This window comes from Bradyrhizobium sp. LVM 105 (assembly GCF_003957705.1).
GTDB lineage: Bacteria > Pseudomonadota > Alphaproteobacteria > Rhizobiales > Xanthobacteraceae > Bradyrhizobium > Bradyrhizobium frederickii.
The window spans coordinates 23,557-39,659 of sequence record NZ_QZMV01000029.1 but is presented as its reverse complement, the minus strand read 5'-3'; the positions used below and the strand labels follow the sequence as shown (position 1 = coordinate 39,659).

Annotated in this window: 14 protein-coding genes and 6 pseudogenes; 16 read left to right on the top strand and 4 right to left on the bottom strand. The window is 64.0% G+C overall.

Annotated features, from left to right (window positions below; genetic code table 11):
• Window positions 1-222: 222 nt before the first annotated feature.
• A pseudogene (locus D6B98_RS37020) lies at window positions 223-492 on the bottom strand (transposase); the annotation flags it as partial.
• Between the two features lie 57 nt (window positions 493-549).
• On the opposite strand from D6B98_RS37020, the pseudogene D6B98_RS41160 reads away from it, so the two are divergent.
• The 5 genes and pseudogenes from D6B98_RS41160 to D6B98_RS42060 form a co-directional block, all read left to right on the top strand.
• Window positions 550-714, top strand: a pseudogene (locus D6B98_RS41160) (hypothetical protein); the annotation flags it as partial.
• Between the two features lie 57 nt (window positions 715-771).
• Entirely contained in the window at window positions 772-972 is a 201-nt protein-coding gene (locus D6B98_RS41155; RefSeq protein WP_235885257.1) for a hypothetical protein, read from the top strand.
• A complete protein-coding gene (tnpB, locus tag D6B98_RS37010) occupies window positions 969-1,316 on the top strand; it encodes an IS66 family insertion sequence element accessory protein TnpB (RefSeq protein ID WP_126261886.1) in 348 nt (115 codons plus the stop codon). The genes D6B98_RS41155 and tnpB overlap by 4 nt, the downstream gene beginning before the upstream one ends.
• 94 nt (window positions 1,317-1,410) lie before the next feature.
• Window positions 1,411-2,166, top strand: a pseudogene (gene tnpC, locus D6B98_RS37005) (IS66 family transposase); the annotation flags it as partial.
• A gap of 172 nt (window positions 2,167-2,338) precedes the next feature.
• Window positions 2,339-3,863 (top strand): annotated as a pseudogene (locus tag D6B98_RS42060) (type IV secretory system conjugative DNA transfer family protein); the annotation flags it as partial.
• On the opposite strand, the pseudogene D6B98_RS36990 reads toward D6B98_RS42060, so the two are convergent.
• Window positions 3,860-4,490: pseudogene (locus D6B98_RS36990) on the bottom strand (transposase); the annotation flags it as partial. The pseudogenes D6B98_RS42060 and D6B98_RS36990 overlap by 4 nt on opposite strands.
• Before the next feature lie 72 nt (window positions 4,491-4,562).
• Window positions 4,563-5,075, bottom strand: a pseudogene (locus D6B98_RS36985) (integrase core domain-containing protein); the annotation flags it as partial.
• A 313-nt stretch (window positions 5,076-5,388) separates the two neighbouring features.
• On the opposite strand from D6B98_RS36985, the gene trbB reads away from it, so the two are divergent.
• From trbB to D6B98_RS36930, 11 genes are read left to right on the top strand one after another with little or no spacing between them, the layout of a single operon-like run.
• Complete coding sequence (gene trbB / locus D6B98_RS36980) at window positions 5,389-6,387, top strand: P-type conjugative transfer ATPase TrbB (protein ID WP_126261890.1); 999 nt, start codon at window positions 5,389-5,391, stop codon at window positions 6,385-6,387.
• Window positions 6,384-6,725 (top strand): TrbC/VirB2 family type IV secretion system protein, encoded by a 342-nt coding sequence (locus tag D6B98_RS36975; protein ID WP_126261884.1) that lies wholly within the window; start codon window positions 6,384-6,386, stop codon window positions 6,723-6,725. The genes trbB and D6B98_RS36975 overlap by 4 nt, the downstream gene beginning before the upstream one ends.
• Window positions 6,725-7,000 carry a VirB3 family type IV secretion system protein gene (locus D6B98_RS36970; RefSeq protein WP_164719113.1) on the top strand — a complete coding sequence of 92 codons (276 nt, stop codon included), beginning with the start codon at window positions 6,725-6,727 and terminating at the stop codon, window positions 6,998-7,000. The genes D6B98_RS36975 and D6B98_RS36970 overlap by 1 nt, the downstream gene beginning before the upstream one ends.
• Before the next feature lie 7 nt (window positions 7,001-7,007).
• Window positions 7,008-9,440, top strand: a complete 2,433-nt coding sequence (gene trbE / locus D6B98_RS36965) for a conjugal transfer protein TrbE (RefSeq protein WP_126261883.1) — start codon at window positions 7,008-7,010, stop codon at window positions 9,438-9,440.
• A gap of 2 nt (window positions 9,441-9,442) precedes the next feature.
• Window positions 9,443-10,201, top strand: a complete 759-nt coding sequence (gene trbJ / locus D6B98_RS36960; RefSeq protein ID WP_126261882.1) for a P-type conjugative transfer protein TrbJ — start codon at window positions 9,443-9,445, stop codon at window positions 10,199-10,201.
• Between the two features lie 10 nt (window positions 10,202-10,211).
• Window positions 10,212-10,529 (top strand): putative entry exclusion protein TrbK-alt, encoded by a 318-nt coding sequence (trbK-alt, locus tag D6B98_RS36955; RefSeq protein ID WP_126261881.1) that lies wholly within the window; start codon window positions 10,212-10,214, stop codon window positions 10,527-10,529.
• 3 nt (window positions 10,530-10,532) lie between these two features.
• Complete coding sequence (trbL, locus tag D6B98_RS36950; RefSeq protein ID WP_126261880.1) at window positions 10,533-11,894, top strand: P-type conjugative transfer protein TrbL; 1,362 nt, start codon at window positions 10,533-10,535, stop codon at window positions 11,892-11,894.
• A 3-nt stretch (window positions 11,895-11,897) separates the two neighbouring features.
• Window positions 11,898-12,587 (top strand): conjugal transfer protein TrbF, encoded by a 690-nt coding sequence (gene trbF / locus D6B98_RS36945; RefSeq protein ID WP_126261879.1) that lies wholly within the window; start codon window positions 11,898-11,900, stop codon window positions 12,585-12,587.
• A complete protein-coding gene (trbG, locus tag D6B98_RS36940) occupies window positions 12,584-13,663 on the top strand; it encodes a P-type conjugative transfer protein TrbG (protein ID WP_126261878.1) in 1,080 nt (359 codons plus the stop codon). Before trbF ends, trbG begins: the two co-directional genes overlap by 4 nt.
• Window positions 13,654-14,862, top strand: a complete 1,209-nt coding sequence (locus tag D6B98_RS36935; RefSeq protein WP_126261877.1) for a TraB/TrbI/VirB10 family type IV secretion system protein — start codon at window positions 13,654-13,656, stop codon at window positions 14,860-14,862. The genes trbG and D6B98_RS36935 overlap by 10 nt, the downstream gene beginning before the upstream one ends.
• Window positions 14,859-15,116: a DUF2274 domain-containing protein gene (locus tag D6B98_RS36930; protein WP_164719112.1), complete on the top strand. Its 258-nt coding sequence runs from the start codon at window positions 14,859-14,861 to the stop codon at window positions 15,114-15,116. Before D6B98_RS36935 ends, D6B98_RS36930 begins: the two co-directional genes overlap by 4 nt.
• Here D6B98_RS36930 and D6B98_RS36925 read toward each other — a convergent pair.
• A complete protein-coding gene (locus tag D6B98_RS36925; protein ID WP_235885255.1) occupies window positions 15,080-15,991 on the bottom strand; it encodes a LysR family transcriptional regulator in 912 nt (303 codons plus the stop codon). The two genes, D6B98_RS36930 and D6B98_RS36925, sit on opposite strands and share 37 nt — an antisense overlap.
• Window positions 15,992-16,103: the final 112 nt, after the last annotated feature.

Sequence of the window (16,103 nt, the reverse complement as noted above, 5' to 3'; positions counted from 1 at the left end):
CGCACGGCAGCCTAACCCCGGCAGAGGCTCCACTTATCGACGCGGATATTCTGTTCAGACAACCGGGGCCAGCTCACAACAGCAGCAAGCAAGAGTAGCGTAATGTTATTGGGAAGAACGAACGGCAGCAGTTCCACTTAAGAAGCCGGCCCCAGTGGTCCTCAGCATAGGGTCCACTTCAGCAGAGAGGTTTGTCGTCGGCGCCCGCTAGAGAGTCGTCCGTTAAGAAGGCGAATTGAGCGGGGCGGGACGGCCGAACGTGCGCCATAGCTGGAGCAGGATGAGGCACAAGAGTTCTCTGAGCCAGGCGAGGATGCGGCGGAAGTTGTGGCCGACGGCTGAGAGGATGACGTTAGCCGCATCGCCGGCGCGGCCTTTGAGGTAGCAGCGGCCGAGGTGACCATCGGCCTTCAGGTGTCCGATGATGGGTTCGATGGCGGAGCGGCGGCGCGGTTCGCGCTTGATGACACCGAAGACGCCGCGCGGTAAGCCCCCGGCGAGGGCCGTCTTCCCGGATTGCGTTCGAGCTGAGATGGTTCGCTCATTGATTTGCAAACAAATGAGCAAACGTTACGACGGTTACGGTTCTGTCCGGTCCAGAGCGGCGACGGCGGTGGACCACTGCCGAGAAGCTTCGGATTGTGGAGGAGAGTCTGGCGCACTGGGGCCAGTGTTGTCGAGGTTGCTCGACGACATGATGTTCACCGCAATCTGGTCACGGCCTGGCGGCGGCAGGCACGCACAGGTGTCCTCGCTTTCGAGCCTGGGCCGATGCAGCGGCAGGATGACGAGGTCCGTTTTGCGGCAGTCTCCATTGCGCCAGAACGGCAACCGTTGACGGCGCCCTCCGGGACCTGCGGTGCGATCGAGATCGAGTTCGCGGCCGGGGCTCGGATGCGGATCACGGGCGCGGTTGACGCGGCGGCGCTGAGCGCAGTCGTGGCGGCGCTGACCGATGGACGGCCACGATGATTCCGTTGCCTGCCGGCGTGCGGGTATGGCTCGCAACCGGCTATACCGACATGCGGAAGGGCTTTCCGTCGCTGGCATTGCAGGTCCAAGAGATCTTGCATCGCAACCCGCTGGGCGGCCACCTGTTTTGCTTCCGCGGTCGTCGCGGCAATCTCTTGAAGGTGATCTGGCATGATGGCCAGGGCGCCTGCCTGTTCACAAAACGCCTGGAGCGGGGTCGCTTCATCTGGCCGAGCCCGGCTGAGGGAGTGGTGACGATCTCGTCGGCGCAGCTCGGTTATCTCTTGTCCGGGATCGACTGGAGGCACCCACAAGAGACGTGGCGGCCGACATCGGTCGGATGAGGCTTTGCGCTTCCCGGATCGTGATGGATGTGATTCCATCATCGTCGTGACCACATCTGAATCGCTTCCCACCGATCTTGCCGCCGCGCATGCGATGATCATCGCGGAGCGCGCCGCGCGCCTTCAAGCGGAGGCGGTTGCTGCGAGCGCCAAAGCGGAAGCTGCCAATGCGAAGGCGGCCGAGGCACTGATCAGTTACCTCAAGCTCGAGATCGAGAAGCTGCGTCGCCAGATTTACGGCAGCCGCTCGGAACGCAAGGCGCGGCTCTTGGAGCAGATGGAGCTTCAGCTCGAAGAACTGGAAGCGGCGGCTATCGAAGACGGATTGGCGGCCGAGAGGGCGGCAGCCAAGGCGCAGACCGTGCAATCGTTCAAGCGCACGCGGCCGTCGCGCAAACCGCTCCCCGAGCATCTGCCGCGCGAACGCGTGGTGATCGCGGCGCCGGAGAGCTGTCCCTGCTGCGGGTCATTGAGGCTCTCGAAGCTGGGCGAGGACATCACCGAGACGCTGGAGGTCATTCCCCGGCAGTGGAAGGTGATCCAGACGGTACGCGAGAAGTTCTCGTGCCGGGACTGCGAGACGATCACCCAACCGCCGGCCCCCTTCCACGTGACGCCGCGCGGCTTTGCCGGGCCCAACCTCCTGGCCATGATCCTGTTTGAGAAGTTCGGCCAGCATCAGCCCTTGAACCGGCAGAGCGAGCGCTATGCCCGGGAGGGCATCGATCTGAGCCTGTCGACACTGGCCGACCAGGTCGGCGCCTGTGCGGCGGTCCTGCAGCCGCTCTATGGGCTAATCGAGCGCCACGCCCTGGCCGCCGAGCGGCTGCACGGCGACGACAGTGTGCTGCAGAAGCACACAGAAAGGATGATCGGAATGATCTGAAAATCTGTGTGCGCAAGCTGTGGCAGCGATGAGGGTTGGCCCCTCGGGATCGACTTTCAGGAGTAGGTCTCAAATCACTTCAAGCGGCTTCGCTTAAGAGGCGCGGTCGTGAGCGTTGAAGCTAACGATCGGGGATATTCACCGCAGTCTGACCGAACGCGGCATCGAGCGGGGGACCGCAAGCTACGTGCTATCAGGCGAAAGCCTCGATGTCCCCGTCATCGGACGTCTCGTCGATCGCGGTCTCGACGACGAGCTCAAGGGGACCGCTTATGCCGTCGTCGACGGCGTCGATGGCCGTACCCACTACATCAGGCTCCCCGATCTCGACGCCGCCGACAACAGCGCGCCGGGCTCAATCGTCGAGCTCCGCAAGTTCGACGACGCGAGAGGGCAGCGCCGCGCGGCGCTGGCCGTCCGCTCCGATCTGTCGATCGAAGCACAGGTGACGGCAAGTGGCGCGACATGGCTCGACCGGCAGGCGGTCGCGCGCGATCCAGTCGCACTTGGCCAGGCTGGCTTCGGCGCCGAGGTCCGCCCAAGCTATGGAACGACGGGCCGAGCAACTCATCGAGCACGGTCTCGCCGAGCGCCAGGCGCGTGGATTGGTGTTCGCGAAGAACCTTATTGGCACGCTGCGTCGCCGGGAGGTTGAAGCTTTGGGTGAGCAGCTCGCAGCGGAGACTGGCCGGCCGTTCAATCCGTCGGCCGCCGGCGAATATGTTGCTGGGACCTATAGACAGCGCTTCGCGCTCGCCTCCGGCCGCTTCGCGATGATCCGCGCGCAGCATGGCCGCGTCCTTCTGTTCGATCCGACCAATGCGAAATCGTCAGCCTACAACCCGTTGCTGGAAGTACGGCATGGCGAGTGGGAGGTGCGCGACGTCCAAAACATCGCCGACATCCTCGTCGACCCCGAGGGCAGCCTCGAGAAGCGGAACCACTGGGAGAAGACCAGTCACGCGCTGCTGGTCGGCGCCATTCTCCACGTCCTCTACGCCGAGACGGACAAGACGCTCGCCGGAGTCGCGGCCTTCCTGTCCGATCCCAAGCGGCCGATCGAATCGACGCTTGCCGCGATGATGCGGACGACGCATCTCGGCGAGGCCGGAGTCCATCCCGTCGTCGCGTCTGCGGCACGCGAGCTGTTGAACAAGTCCGGCAACGAGCGCTCTGGTGTCCTGAGCACCGCGATGTCGTTCCTCCGTCTCTACCGCGACCCCGTCGTCGCCGAGGTGACCAGGCGCTGCGACTGGCGGATCACCGACATCGTCGGGACAGAGCGAGCGACCACGCTTTACCTCGTGGTGCCGCCATCGGACATCAACCGCACCAAGCCGCTGATCCGGTTGATCCTCAACCAGATCGGCCGCCGATTGACCGAGGATATCCAGGCCAGGGCCCGCCGGCGCCGGCTCCTGCTGATGCTCGACGAATTCCCTGCACTCGGCCGGCTCGACTTCTTTGAGTCCGCGCTCGCCTTCATGGCCGGTTATGGCATCAAGAGCTTCCTGATCGCTCAGTCGCTGAACCAGATCGAGAAGGCCTATGGCCCAAACAACTCGATCCTCGACAATTGTCACATCCGGGTCAGCTTCGCGACCAACGACGAAAGGACCGCGAAGCGGGTGTCCGACGCATTGGGCATGGCGACCGCGCTGCCCTGATCGACGCGGATCGTCGCCGGATATCCCACTTCCTTGCAGGCCCTTTCGAGCATCGCCACGACGTCGCTGCCGCGGAAGGTGAACCGCGGCACCAGCGCCGGCGAGAAGCGGGAGAAGATATCGACGATCGTGAGCACGCGCAGTTTATGCCCGGTCGCCAGCTGATCATGAACAAAGTCCATCGCCCAGGTCTCGTTCGACCGCGTCGCTGGCCTGCGATCCTCGCGCAGCTTGGCCTTGACCCGCCGCTTCGGCGTTTTGTTGCGCAATTGCAGGCCCAATTCGCGATAGATGCGCCGCGTCTGGTTCTGGCCGTGGCGCCATCCCTCGCGGCGGAGCAGAACGTGGACACGGCGATAGCCGTAGCGAACGCGTGCATGACAGCATCTCCTTGTCGAGCGATAGATCCGCCACCAGCTTCTTCAGCTTGCCATTCTCCTCCTCGAGCTGCTTCAGCCGTCGCATCTCGGTCGGCAGCAGTCCGTCATACTTTTTCTTCCAATTGAAGTAGGTCGCCTGGCTAATCCCGGCCTTGCGGCAAATGTCCGCGACCGGGACCCCATCATGGCCCTGCTTGAGAATAAACGCCTTCTGGGCGTCCGAAAATCTTGAGGCTTTCATCGTTCTTCGCTCCTCCCCAGCCGGGGACTCGATGCGAAAAACTCTAGCGAAAAATGGTCCAGTTTGCCGGCCTCAGATCATTTGTACGCCAAGTGGCGCGGGTGGAGCAACGGACGATCGGCGGAGCTGGTCGGGGTTGCGCAGCCGATCGTCCGTTGCGGTGAGGTGGGCGGCGTAGGCCGCGGGAGTCAGGTATTTCAGCGACGAGTGTGGGCGCTGGAGATTGTAGTCGGCGACCCAATTGGCGATCTTGGCACGGGCGTCATCGAGATCGAAGAATAGGGTCTCGTTGAGCAACTCATCGCGCATCCGGCCGTTGAAACTCTCGATGAAGCCGTTCTGCATCGGCTTTCCCGGTGCGATGAAGTGCCAATCGATGACGACGGTGTCCTTGCACCAGGCGAGCATGGCGTTACAGGTGAACTCGGTGCCATGGTCGGACACGATCATTCCTGGCTTGCCGCGTCGCTCGACGATTGTCGTCAGTTCGCGGGCCACGCGCCGCCCCGAGATCGATGTATCCGGAACGGCGCCCAGGCATTCCTTGGTGACGTCATCGACGATGTTGAGAATGCGGAAGCGCCGAAGTCTGCACAGGGGCAACAGCGTCGCTTTTACAAATCTGCGCTCTCTTCCGATCTACCCGAACAGCAGACGTTTCAGCCGAAGTGCCGATTAGGGCGGAGGTTGCGCAGCCTCAGCCTGGAGACGCAACCTATTGCGAAAATTTGTGTGGGTTCGATCAGCACCCTTTCGATACAGCAAGTATTTTTTCTCTGCTCTACGCTGCGCTCCTACGACGGCTGAATACTTGTTGAACTGACCCTTTTCCTGCCTTTTCTATTCATCCCCGTCGCCGATCGCATTGCTGCGATTGACGCTCGACGGGGGAACGATCGTGGCGGGCACTTCACTCCATTCGGAAGCCTTCTCGCGTGGCGCGCGCATGCTGCGCACCGCGCTTGGCCCGGCAATTGCGACGTTCCTTGAAGACCCCTCGATCGTCGAGGTGATGCTCAACCCCGATGGTCGGCTCTGGATCGACAGGCTTTCGGGCGGCCTGGAGGATAGCGGACAGATGATGTCCGCGGCCGACGGCGAGCGGATCGTGCGCCTGGTCGCGCACCACGTCGGCGCGGAGGTCCATGCCGGTAGCCCTCGCGTCTCGGCCGAGCTTCCCGAGACGGGAGAGAGGTTCGAGGGGCTTCTCCCGCCTGTCGTTGCAGCGCCGGCTTTTGCGATCCGCAAGCCGGCCGTTGCGGTGTTCACACTCGATGACTACGTCGGCGCCGGCATTATGACCGGCGGTCAAGCGGCGGCGCTGCGGGCCGCCGTCGCCTCGCGCAAGAACATCCTGGTCGCGGGCGGCACTTCGACGGGTAAGACTACCCTCACGAACGCACTGCTCGCCGAAATCGCCGGCACCACCGATCGCGTGGTCCTGATCGAGGACACGCGCGAGCTGCAGTGTCGCGCTCCGAATCTTGTCGCGTTGCGCACCAAGGACGGTGTCGCGTCGCTGTCCGATCTGGTCCGGTCCTCCTTACGTTTACGTCCCGACCGCATTCCGATCGGGGAGGTGCGGGGCGGCGAAGCCTTGGAGCTCCTCAAAGCCTGGGGCACCGGTCACCCCGGTGGAATCGGAACGATTCACGCCGGCACGGCGCTCGGCGGGCTTCGCCGCCTCGAACAGCTGATCCAGGAAGCCGTCCTCACTGTTCCCAAGGCGTTGATCGCCGAGACCATCGATCTCGTCGCAGTGCTGCGCGGCCGCGGCAGCGAACGCCGCCTCGCTGAACTTGCTCTCGTCGCCGGCCTCGATCCCGTCACCGGCGATTACCGCGTCCAACCCGCCGGGGCGGGCGGCGAACCCTCGCTTTCCGGAGACCCGTCATGATCCAGTTTGCTTGCGCGACCGGTCGCGTTCGCCGTCTCGTCAACGACCTCGCGGCGATTGCTATCATCTCCGTCGCTTTCGCGCCCGCGGCCTACGCCTCTGGCTCCTCGATGCCGTGGGAGACGCCGCTCAATCAGATCCTGGAATCGGTGCAAGGTCCGGTCGCGAAAATCATCTCCGTCATCATCATCACCGTGACCGGCCTGACGCTTGCGTTCGGCGACACCGCCGGCGGCTTCCGCCGGCTGATCCAGATTGTCTTCGGACTGTCGATCGCCTTCGCCGCATCGAGCTTCTTCCTGTCCTTCTTCAGCTTCTCGGGTGGGGCGCTGGTCTGATGGCTGCACTTGTCGATCCAGAGGTGCCGGGTTTCTTCGCGCCGGTCCATCGCGCGCTCACGGACCCGATCCTGATGGGTGGCGCGCCGCGTACCGTCGCGATCGCCAACGGCACGTTGGCGGCCGCCATCGCGCTCGGCCTGCGCCTCTGGATCCCCGGCGCGCTGATCTGGGCCGTGGGCCACGCCGCGGCCGTCTGGGCAGCCAAGCGCGACCCGCAGTTCGTGGACGTCGTTCGACGCCACCTCCGCTATCCACCCTACCTCGGTGCATGAGGCTTCCATGCTGAACCTCGCCGAATATCGCAATCGGCCCGCCAGCCTTCCCGACTTCCTGCCCTGGGCCGCGTTGGTCGAACGCGGTGTGGTCCTCAACAAGGACGGATCGTTCCAACGGACGGCGCGCTTCCGTGGTCCGGATCTCGACAGCGCAACCTCTGCGGAGTTGGTCGGCGTGACGGCCCGGCTCAACAACGCATTGCGCCGCCTCGGCTCAGGCTGGGCGATCTTCGTCGAGGCCCAGCGCAGCGCCGCCCAGACCTATCCCTACAACGCCTTTCCCGATGCGGCATCCGCGCTGGTCGATCTGGAGCGGCGGGATGCTTTCGAGGAGGCCGGTGCCCATTTCGAGAGCCGCTATTTCCTGACCTTCGTCTGGCTCCCGCCGGCCGAGGACGCCTCGCGGATCGAGGGCTGGCTCTATGAGGGCCGCGCGCAGAACGGCGTCGATCCCTACGAACTGCTGCGCGGCTTCGTCGATCGGACTAACCGCGTCCTGCAACTGGTGGAAGGCTTCATGCCCGAGGTGGCGTGGCTGGATGACGGCGACACGCTCACCTACCTGCACTCGACCGTCTCAACGCGGCAACAGCGCGTCCGCGTCCCAGAGACGCCGATGCATCTCGACGCGCTGCTCGCGGACGAGCCGCTCGCCGGCGGCCTCGAGCCGCGCCTCGGCAGCCACCACCTTCGCACGCTCACCGTGGTCGGTTTTCCGACCGCGACCCATCCCGGAATCCTCGACGAGTTGAACCGGCTTGCGTTCCCTTACCGCTGGTCGACGCGCGCGATCCTCCTCGACAAGACCGAGGCGGTGAAGCTGCTGACCAGGATCCGTCGACAGTGGTTTGCCAAGCGAAAGTCGATCGCCGCCATCGTCAGGGAGGTGATGACGAATGAGACGTCGACACTGGTCGATAGTGATGCAGCCAACAAGGCCGTCGATGCCGATCTCGCCTTACAGGAACTGGGCACCGATGACGTCGGGCAGGCCTACGTCACCGCGACCGTCACTGTCTGGGATGAGGACCCCAGCCGCGCCACTGAGAAGCTTCGCCTCGTCGAGAAAGTCATCCAGGGACGCGACTTCACCTGCATGCCCGAAGGGGTGAATGCGCTCGAAGCCTGGCTCGGCTCACTGCCGGGGCACGCCTACGCCAACGTCCGCCAGCCACCGCTCTCAACATTGAACCTGGCCCACATGATTCCGCTTTCGGCGGTCTGGGCCGGGCCGGCGCGCGATGAGCATTTCCGCAGCGCACCGCTCTTCTTCGGCAAGACCGAAGGTTCGACGCCGTTCCGCTTCTCGCTGCATGTCGGCGACGTCGGCCATACCCTGATCGTCGGCCCGACCGGCGCCGGCAAGTCCGTGCTGCTGGCGCTGATGGCGATCCAGTTCCGCCGCTACCGCAAGAGCCAGATCTTTGCCTTCGATTTCGGTGGCTCGATCCGCACCGCGGCGCTTGCCATGGGCGGCGATTGGCACGACCTCGGTGGCAGTCTGTCGAACAATGCCGAGGACTCCGTCTCTCTTCAGCCGCTCGCACGCATCGGCGATGCGGCGGAGCGTGCCTGGGCTGCCGATTGGGTGACCGCGATCCTCGCCAAGGAAGGCGTTACCATCGATCCGACCGCGAAGGAGCATGTCTGGTCGGCTTTGACCTCACTGGCTTCCTCTCCTGTCGAGGAACGGACGATCACCGGACTGACAGTCCTGTTGCAGTCGACCGCGCTCAAACAGGCGCTGCAACCCTATTGCGTCGGCGGTCCCTCCGGCCGGCTGCTCGACGCCGAGGCCGAGCACCTCGGCTTCACGTCAGTCCAGGCTTTCGAAACCGAGGGCCTGATCGGTGCTGATGCTGCGCCCGCCGTCCTCACCTACCTCTTTCATCGTATCGAGGGCCGGCTCGACGGCCGGCCGACGCTCCTCATCATCGACGAGGGCTGGCTTGTGCTCGACGATCCGGCCTTCGCCCAGCAGCTGCGCGAATGGCTGAAGACGCTCCGGAAGAAGAACGCCTCTGTCGTCTTCGCCACGCAATCGCTCTCCGACATCGACGGCAGCAATATCGCGCCCGCGATCGTCGAAAGCTGCCCGACGCGGATCTTCCTGCCGAACGAGCGCGCCATTGAGCCGCAGCTTACGGCGATCTATCGGCGCTTCGGTCTCAACGATCGCCAGATCGAGATCATCGCGCGAGCGACGCCGAAGCGGGACTACTACTGCCAATCGCGGCGCGGCAATCGACTGTTTGAGCTCGGCCTCGGACCGATTGCGCTGGCCTTCTGCGCGGCATCCTCGAAGGCCGATCATGCCGCCATCGAACGGCTGCTCGCCGAGCACGGCCGCGAGAATTTTACGCCGGCCTTTCTCGCCGATCACGAGCTGCTGTGGGCCGCCGATCTCATCCCTGACCTGACAAACCTGGAGGTGTAATCATGACCGTCCGCAAGACCCGGCGCGCCAGCCTGATGGTCGCGACCGCCCTCTCACTCGCCCTGTCGCTTCAGCCGCTTGTGACGACACCGACCTCTGCGCAGTGGATCGTCTACGACCCCATGAACTTCAGCCAGAACGTGCTGACGGCGGCGCGCGAGCTGCAGCAGATCAACAATCAAATCCAAATGCTGACCAACCAGTCCCAGAGCCTGGTGAATCAGGCGAAGAATCTTGCGAGCCTGCCGATGTCGACGCTGGCCCAGCTCCAGTCGACGATCGCGCGGACCCAATCGCTTCTCACGCAAGCGCAGAACATTTCTTTCAACGTTCAGCAGATTCAAACCGCGTACTCCAGCAGCTACGGCGCGGCACCGACCACCGGGTCCAACGCGACGCTGTTCGCCGCCGCCCAAACCCGTTGGCAGAACTCGGTGGGCGCATTCGAGGACTCGCTGAAGGTCCAGGCAGGCGTCGTCGGCAATATCTCGACCAACTCCAGCGCGATGACGTCGCTGGTCACAGCCAGCCAGTCCGCAACTGGCGCGCTGCAGGCGGCTCAAGCCGGCAACCAGCTCCTCGCCCTGCAATCCCAGCAGCTTTCTGACCTTGTCGCGGTTCTCGTCGCCAAGGGACGCGCGGACGCGCTGGAGCAGGCGCGTGTGACGGCAACGGAGTCGCAGGGCCAGCAGCAATACAAGATCTTCTCGACGCGCAGTGGCTACCAGCCCGGCAACGTCACCATGTTTAGCAGCAACTAAAGGCGAGGATATGGAGCGCTCGGATATGTTGCGTGCAGCCGCGATGGTCATTCTGTTGGCCGTCTTCATGGCTACGCTGTCCTTCATCCATCGGCGTCCCGCGTCACAGCCCATATCCGAGACGCCTGCCGTCTCCGCACCCGACGATTTCTCGGCCGAGCTGCGCCGCTGCCGCGCGCTTGGACCAGAGGATGCCGAAGATCCGCACTGCAGAGCGGTCTGGGAGGAGAACCGCGCGCGCTTCTTCGGCAGGCCGGCGCGGCCACTTCTGCCGCAGGCCGCGCCGGCCCCATCGTCGACGACGAACGCTGCGGAAGGAGGGAGGTAGGCCATGAACAATGTCGGCGTCATTGACACCTTCCTCAATATCTTCACCACCTATGTCGATTCAGGCTTTGGCCTGGTCACAGGCGAGGTCACCTATCTCGCCTCGACGCTGATCGTCATCGACATCACCTTGGCCGGCGTATTCTGGGCGTGGAGCGGAGACGAAGACATTCTCCAGCGGCTGGTGAAGAAGACGCTCTATATCGGTTTCTTCGCCTTCATCATCACCAACTTCAACAGTCTCTCGGGCGTCATCTTCAACAGCTTCGCCGGCCTTGGCCTGAAGGCCGGCGGCTCCTCGATCTCGACAGCGGATTTCCTGCGGCCCGGCCGGCTCGCGCAGGTCGGCCTCGACGCGGGGCAGCCGCTGCTCGACGCCGCAAGCCAGATGATGGGCTTCACCAGCTTCTTTGCAAACTTCGTCCAGATCGCGGTGCTGATGGTGTCCTGGCTCCTGGTGCTGATCGCGTTCTTCATACTGTCGGTGCAACTGTTCGTCACGTTGATCGAGTTCAAGCTGACGACGCTTGCCGGCTTCATCCTCATTCCCTTCGCCCTTTTCAACAAGACCGCCTTCCTTGCGGAGAAGGTGTTGGGCAACGTCGTCGCCTCCGGCGTCAAGGTGATGGTGCTCGCCGTCATCGTCGGCATCGGGACGGGACTCTTCTCCCAGTTCACCACTGCCTACGGCGGCGGCCAGCCAACCATCGAGCAGGCGCTCTCGGTCGTGCTCGCGGCGCTCGCCATGCTCGGCCTCGGCATCTTCGGACCCGGCATCGCAACCGGTTTGGTTTCGGGGGCGCCGCAGCTCGGTGCAGGCGCTGCCGTCGGTACTGGCCTTGCCGTCGCCGGCACGGCGATGGCCGGCGGCGCGGCGCTTGGGCTTGCCGGAAGGGGAGCGATGGCAGCAGCCTCCGGCGCCGCGGCCGCCGCACGTGGTGGTGCGGCGATGGCGGGTGGTATGTCCTCGGCCTACAGCCTTGCCTCAGCCGGCCGGTCCGGCGCTGGCGACGTCGCCTCTGGTCTTGGCGGCGCGGGCAGCGCGGCTGCCAGCGCGGCGGCAACTCCCGCCAGACGTGCCGTTGCGCAAGCAGCGGGGGCAATGAGCGAGAGCTTTACCGCAGGCGCCCGGTCCGGCGTCGCCAACACGGGTGGCTCGTCGACCATGGGGACCGTTGAGCGTGGCGGGGCCGCAAATGATGGAGCCGCCTCTCAAGCGTCGGCTGAGAGAAGTCCACCCGCCTGGGCGCAGCGCATCAAGCGCAATCAGGCGGTCGTTCACGGCGCGCAGACCGCCGCGCAAGCTCTCAAATCCGGCGACAGCCATGGCGGCGGCCACTCCGTCGAGCTATCAGGGGGAGAATAATCAATGTCAGTTTTTCGGCGATCGTCGATCCGCTACAGCCGCACGCCCGAACCCGAAACCCCGTATCAGCGCGCCGCGCAAGTGTGGGACGATCGCATCGGCTCGGCGCGCGTGCAGGCGAAGAACTGGCGGCTGATGGCCTTCGGTTCGCTGATCCTTAGTTGCGGCCTCGCCGGCGGGCTCGTCTGGCAATCCACGCACGGCAGCGTCGTTCCCTGGGTCGTGCAGGTCGACAAGCTCGGCGAGGCACAAGCCGTGGCGCCCGCTGTGGCTGACTACAGGCCGAGCGACCCGCAGATTGCCTGGTACCTCGCCCATTTCATCGTGATGGTGCGCTCGCTGCCGGCTGACCCGATCATCGTGCGGGCGAACTGGCTGAAAGCGTACGATTTCACGACCACGGCGGGCGCAATGGCGCTGAACGATTACGCCCGCGCCAATGATCCATTCGCCAGTCTCGGCAAGCAGCAGGTCGCAATCGACGTCTCCAGCGTCATCCGCGCCTCGCCCGACAGTTTTCGCGTGGCCTGGGTCGAACACCGCTATCAGGACGGCGCGCTCGCCGGCACCACACGTTGGACCGCCATTCTTACCATCGCGATTCAGCCGCCAACCGATGCCGACCGGCTGCGCAAGAATCCGCTCGGCATCTACGTCAACGCCATCAACTGGTCAAAGGAGCTGGGACAATGAACCCGCCGATTTCCTCAACAGCCGGCGGTCCGGCTTCGCGTCTCTCCGTCATTCAGCAAACCCGGAAACACGACGACGCGTGCTTCAGTAAATCCGCTTTGGCGGCTTTGCTGATGTCCGTCTCGGCCCTTGGCGGCTGCGCGCACAGTTTCATTCCGCCCGATATCAACTACGATAGCGCGGAGCCGGCGACGCTCACCTCTGATCCGCCGCCGCCCGTCAAGATCGTGGAATTGCCAAAACCCCTGCCGCTTCCCGGGCAGTTGAAACCGCTTGCCGCCGGCAAACGCGTCCCCGAAGCCGCGGACCCAAAGGTTCGCGTCAAACAGGCTAACGCCGCGGCACGCGTGCAACCGGTTCGGGGCGGCTTCATCAACGCGGTGCAAGTCTATCCGTTCTCCGGCGGGGCCCTCTATCAGGTCTACACGGCGCCTGGGCAGATCACCGATGTTGCCCTTCAGGAGGGCGAGCAACTCACAGGTTCCGGTCCGGTCGCCGCCGGCGACACCGTGCGCTGGATCATCGGCGATACCGAGAGCGGGGCGGGCGCGACCAAGAAGATCCACATCCTGGTCAAGCCGACGCGGCCGGAGCTGATCACCAATCTCGTCATCAATACCGACCGCCGGACCTATCTCCTCGAGCTGCGCTCGACGGAGAAGACCTACATGGCCTCGGTCTCCTGGCAATATCCCGAGGACCAGCTCATTGCGCTTCGCCAGCAGAATGCGACGGCGGAGGCCGCAGCGCCGATCGCCGCCGGCGTCGATCTCGGCTCGATCAACTTCCGCTACGCGATCGAGGGCGATGATCCGGCCTGGCGTCCGTTGCGCGCTTTCGACGACGGCAACAAGGTCTACATCGAATTTCCCAGCGGCATCGTTCAGGGCGAAATGCCGCCGCTGTTCGTCATCGGTCCGGCCGGCGGGTCCGAGTTGGTCAACTATCGAGCGAACCGCAACTACTACATCGTCGATCGCCTGTTCGCCGCCGCCGAATTACGTCTTGGCGACAAGGACAGCGAGCGGCGTGTGCGCATTGTCCGCACCGATGGAAGGCCGCGCTCATGGCGATAGGCAGCGAAGACGAACATCAAGGCGATGTCCCACTGCTCGCGCCGCCGGATCTTCGGCTCCGCGGCGAGCGGCCAGCGGTCACTCGCCTCTCACGCAAGATGTTGATCGGTCTCGGCGCGGTGTCTGCGCTTGCGGTCGCGGGAGCGCTCGGCTACGCCCTGCAAACCCGCAACAAGCAGCAAGCCGGCCAGGAGTTGCTCACCACCCAGAACAGGCCTTCGGCCGAGGGCCTCGCTGCCTTGCCGAAGGACTATACCGGGCTGCCGCGGCAGGCGCCGCCGCTCGGACAGCCGCTGCCCGGCGATCTCGGCAAGCCGATCCTGAATGCAGGCGCTGCACCCAACACCGTGGTCCCGGGAATGACATCCGATCCGGAGGCGCAGCACAGATCGCAGGAGATCGAGGCGGCGCGGGTCAGCCGCCTCTTCGCCCAGACTGTGCAGCAGCCGCAGAGCGTGGGCCAAATCATCCCGAATAACTCGACCGCAACCGCGACGACCCCGGCCGCGCCACCACCCGTTGATGCCGGGTCTGCGCAGAACATGCAGGATCGCAAGACGGCCTTCCTTACCGCGTCGACGGACAAGCGCACGGTCAGTCCGGACCGGCTCGAGGCCAAGGTCTCGCCCTATGTTGTGCAGGCGGGCACCGTGATCCCGGCTGCGCTCATCACCGGCATCAGGTCCGATCTTCCCGGCCAGATCACCGCTCAGGTCACCGAGGCGGTGTATGATAGTCCGTCCGGCAAGTATCTTCTGATCCGTCAGGGCGCAAAACTGATCGGCCAGTACGACAGCTCCGTTGCGTTCGGCCAGAGCCGCATCCTCCTGGTCTGGACCCGCATCATCATGCCGGACGGCAATTCGATCGTGCTAGAGCGCCAGCCTGGCGCCGACACCGGTGGTTATGCCGGGCTCGAGGACGAGGTCGACAATCACTGGGGCATGCTGTTCAAGGCCGCCGTCCTCTCGACCATGCTGAGCGTCGGAGCAGAGGCGGGCACGAGCCAGAATGAGAACAATCTCGTTCAGGCAATCCGCAGCGGCGCCTCCAATAGCATCAGCCAGACCGGCCAGCAGATCGTGCAGCGCCAGCTCAACATCCAACCGACGCTGACGATCAGGCCAGGTTTCCCGGTCCGCGTGATCGTTACGCGAGACCTGGTGCTGGCTCCCTACGGACAAAAAGGTGCGCGATGACGAAGCTCAAGCTTGCACCCCTCGAAGACGACAAACCGGTCAAGCTCACAATCGAACTGCCGGCGGCGGTCTTCAGGGATCTCAAAAGCTACGCTGAGATTCTGACGCGCAGCGGAAGCGCGGCGACGCCGACCGAACCTGCCAAATTGATCGCGCCGATGATCGAGCGTTTTATGGCAACCGATCGGGCCTTTGCGAAGGCACGGCGAAATGTCGCTCAGGCCTCACCGGGGGCAGCGGAAAGATCCGGATAGCGCTCGCGAAGCAGGTCGAGAAACGGACGCAGTGATGGATTGCTGTTCGTCTGCCGCCAGTACGCGCGGAAGCTCATTCGTGTCGGCCCCTCGGAGTCGTGGACCTCTCGGAAGGTGACGCCTGGATAGCTAGCGCCGGTCGCACCTTCCAATGCTAACAGAATACCCCCGTCCACGCCGACCAAGGGGAGCAGTTGCTCGATCGCCATTTCATGGCGAGGCAGCGTGAAAGCATCAAGAGCTCCCAATTTGCTGATGAGGAGCTTTAGAAATTCCGGTCCTGGGCCACGCTGCGAGATTAATAGCTGTTCGCCTTTTAGTTCGCCCCAGCGAATTAGGTGACGACTTGTGAGAGGATGCTCCGCTGGGAGGGCGGCGACGACACGCTCGCTCCAGAGCAACAATGACCTGTCGCTCCAGCTCGGATAGGACTCTGTCACCACGGCAATGTCAACGGCGGAGCTGGTGAGATCCGAGATCAAATGATCGCTCGCGCCGTCGACAAATTGTCGATCGACATCGGGAAACCGCCGCCGGTGATCGAGGAGAGTGGCCCGGAGATTGCCCGCTGAGAGGGAGGTGTGTACGCCAATGATCAAGCGACCACTCTCCCCACGCGAGCGGATCTTGAGGCGAGCGGTCATTGCCTCGGTCGAGGCTACGATGCGCCGGGCATCTTCAAGAAATTCGCGAGCTTCCATGGTCGGTCGCGTCCCACCGTTACTGCGGTCGAAGAGCTTGCTACCGACCGCGTGCTCGAGACTTCGAAGACAGCGACTGAGCGTTGGCTGCTTGATCCTGAGCGCCTCTGCTGCTTGGCGAAGGCTTCGGTGCTGGGACGCGACGATTGCCCAGCGTAGGTCGCGAAATTCCACTGGCACGGTCGAAGCATAACCCCTCTAGCTCGTATCGCTCGGTCAAGTGCTAGGATTCCAAACCACAGTTGGTATCAATCGATATATCAACCGGTAGTCGAATTCCCTTCCA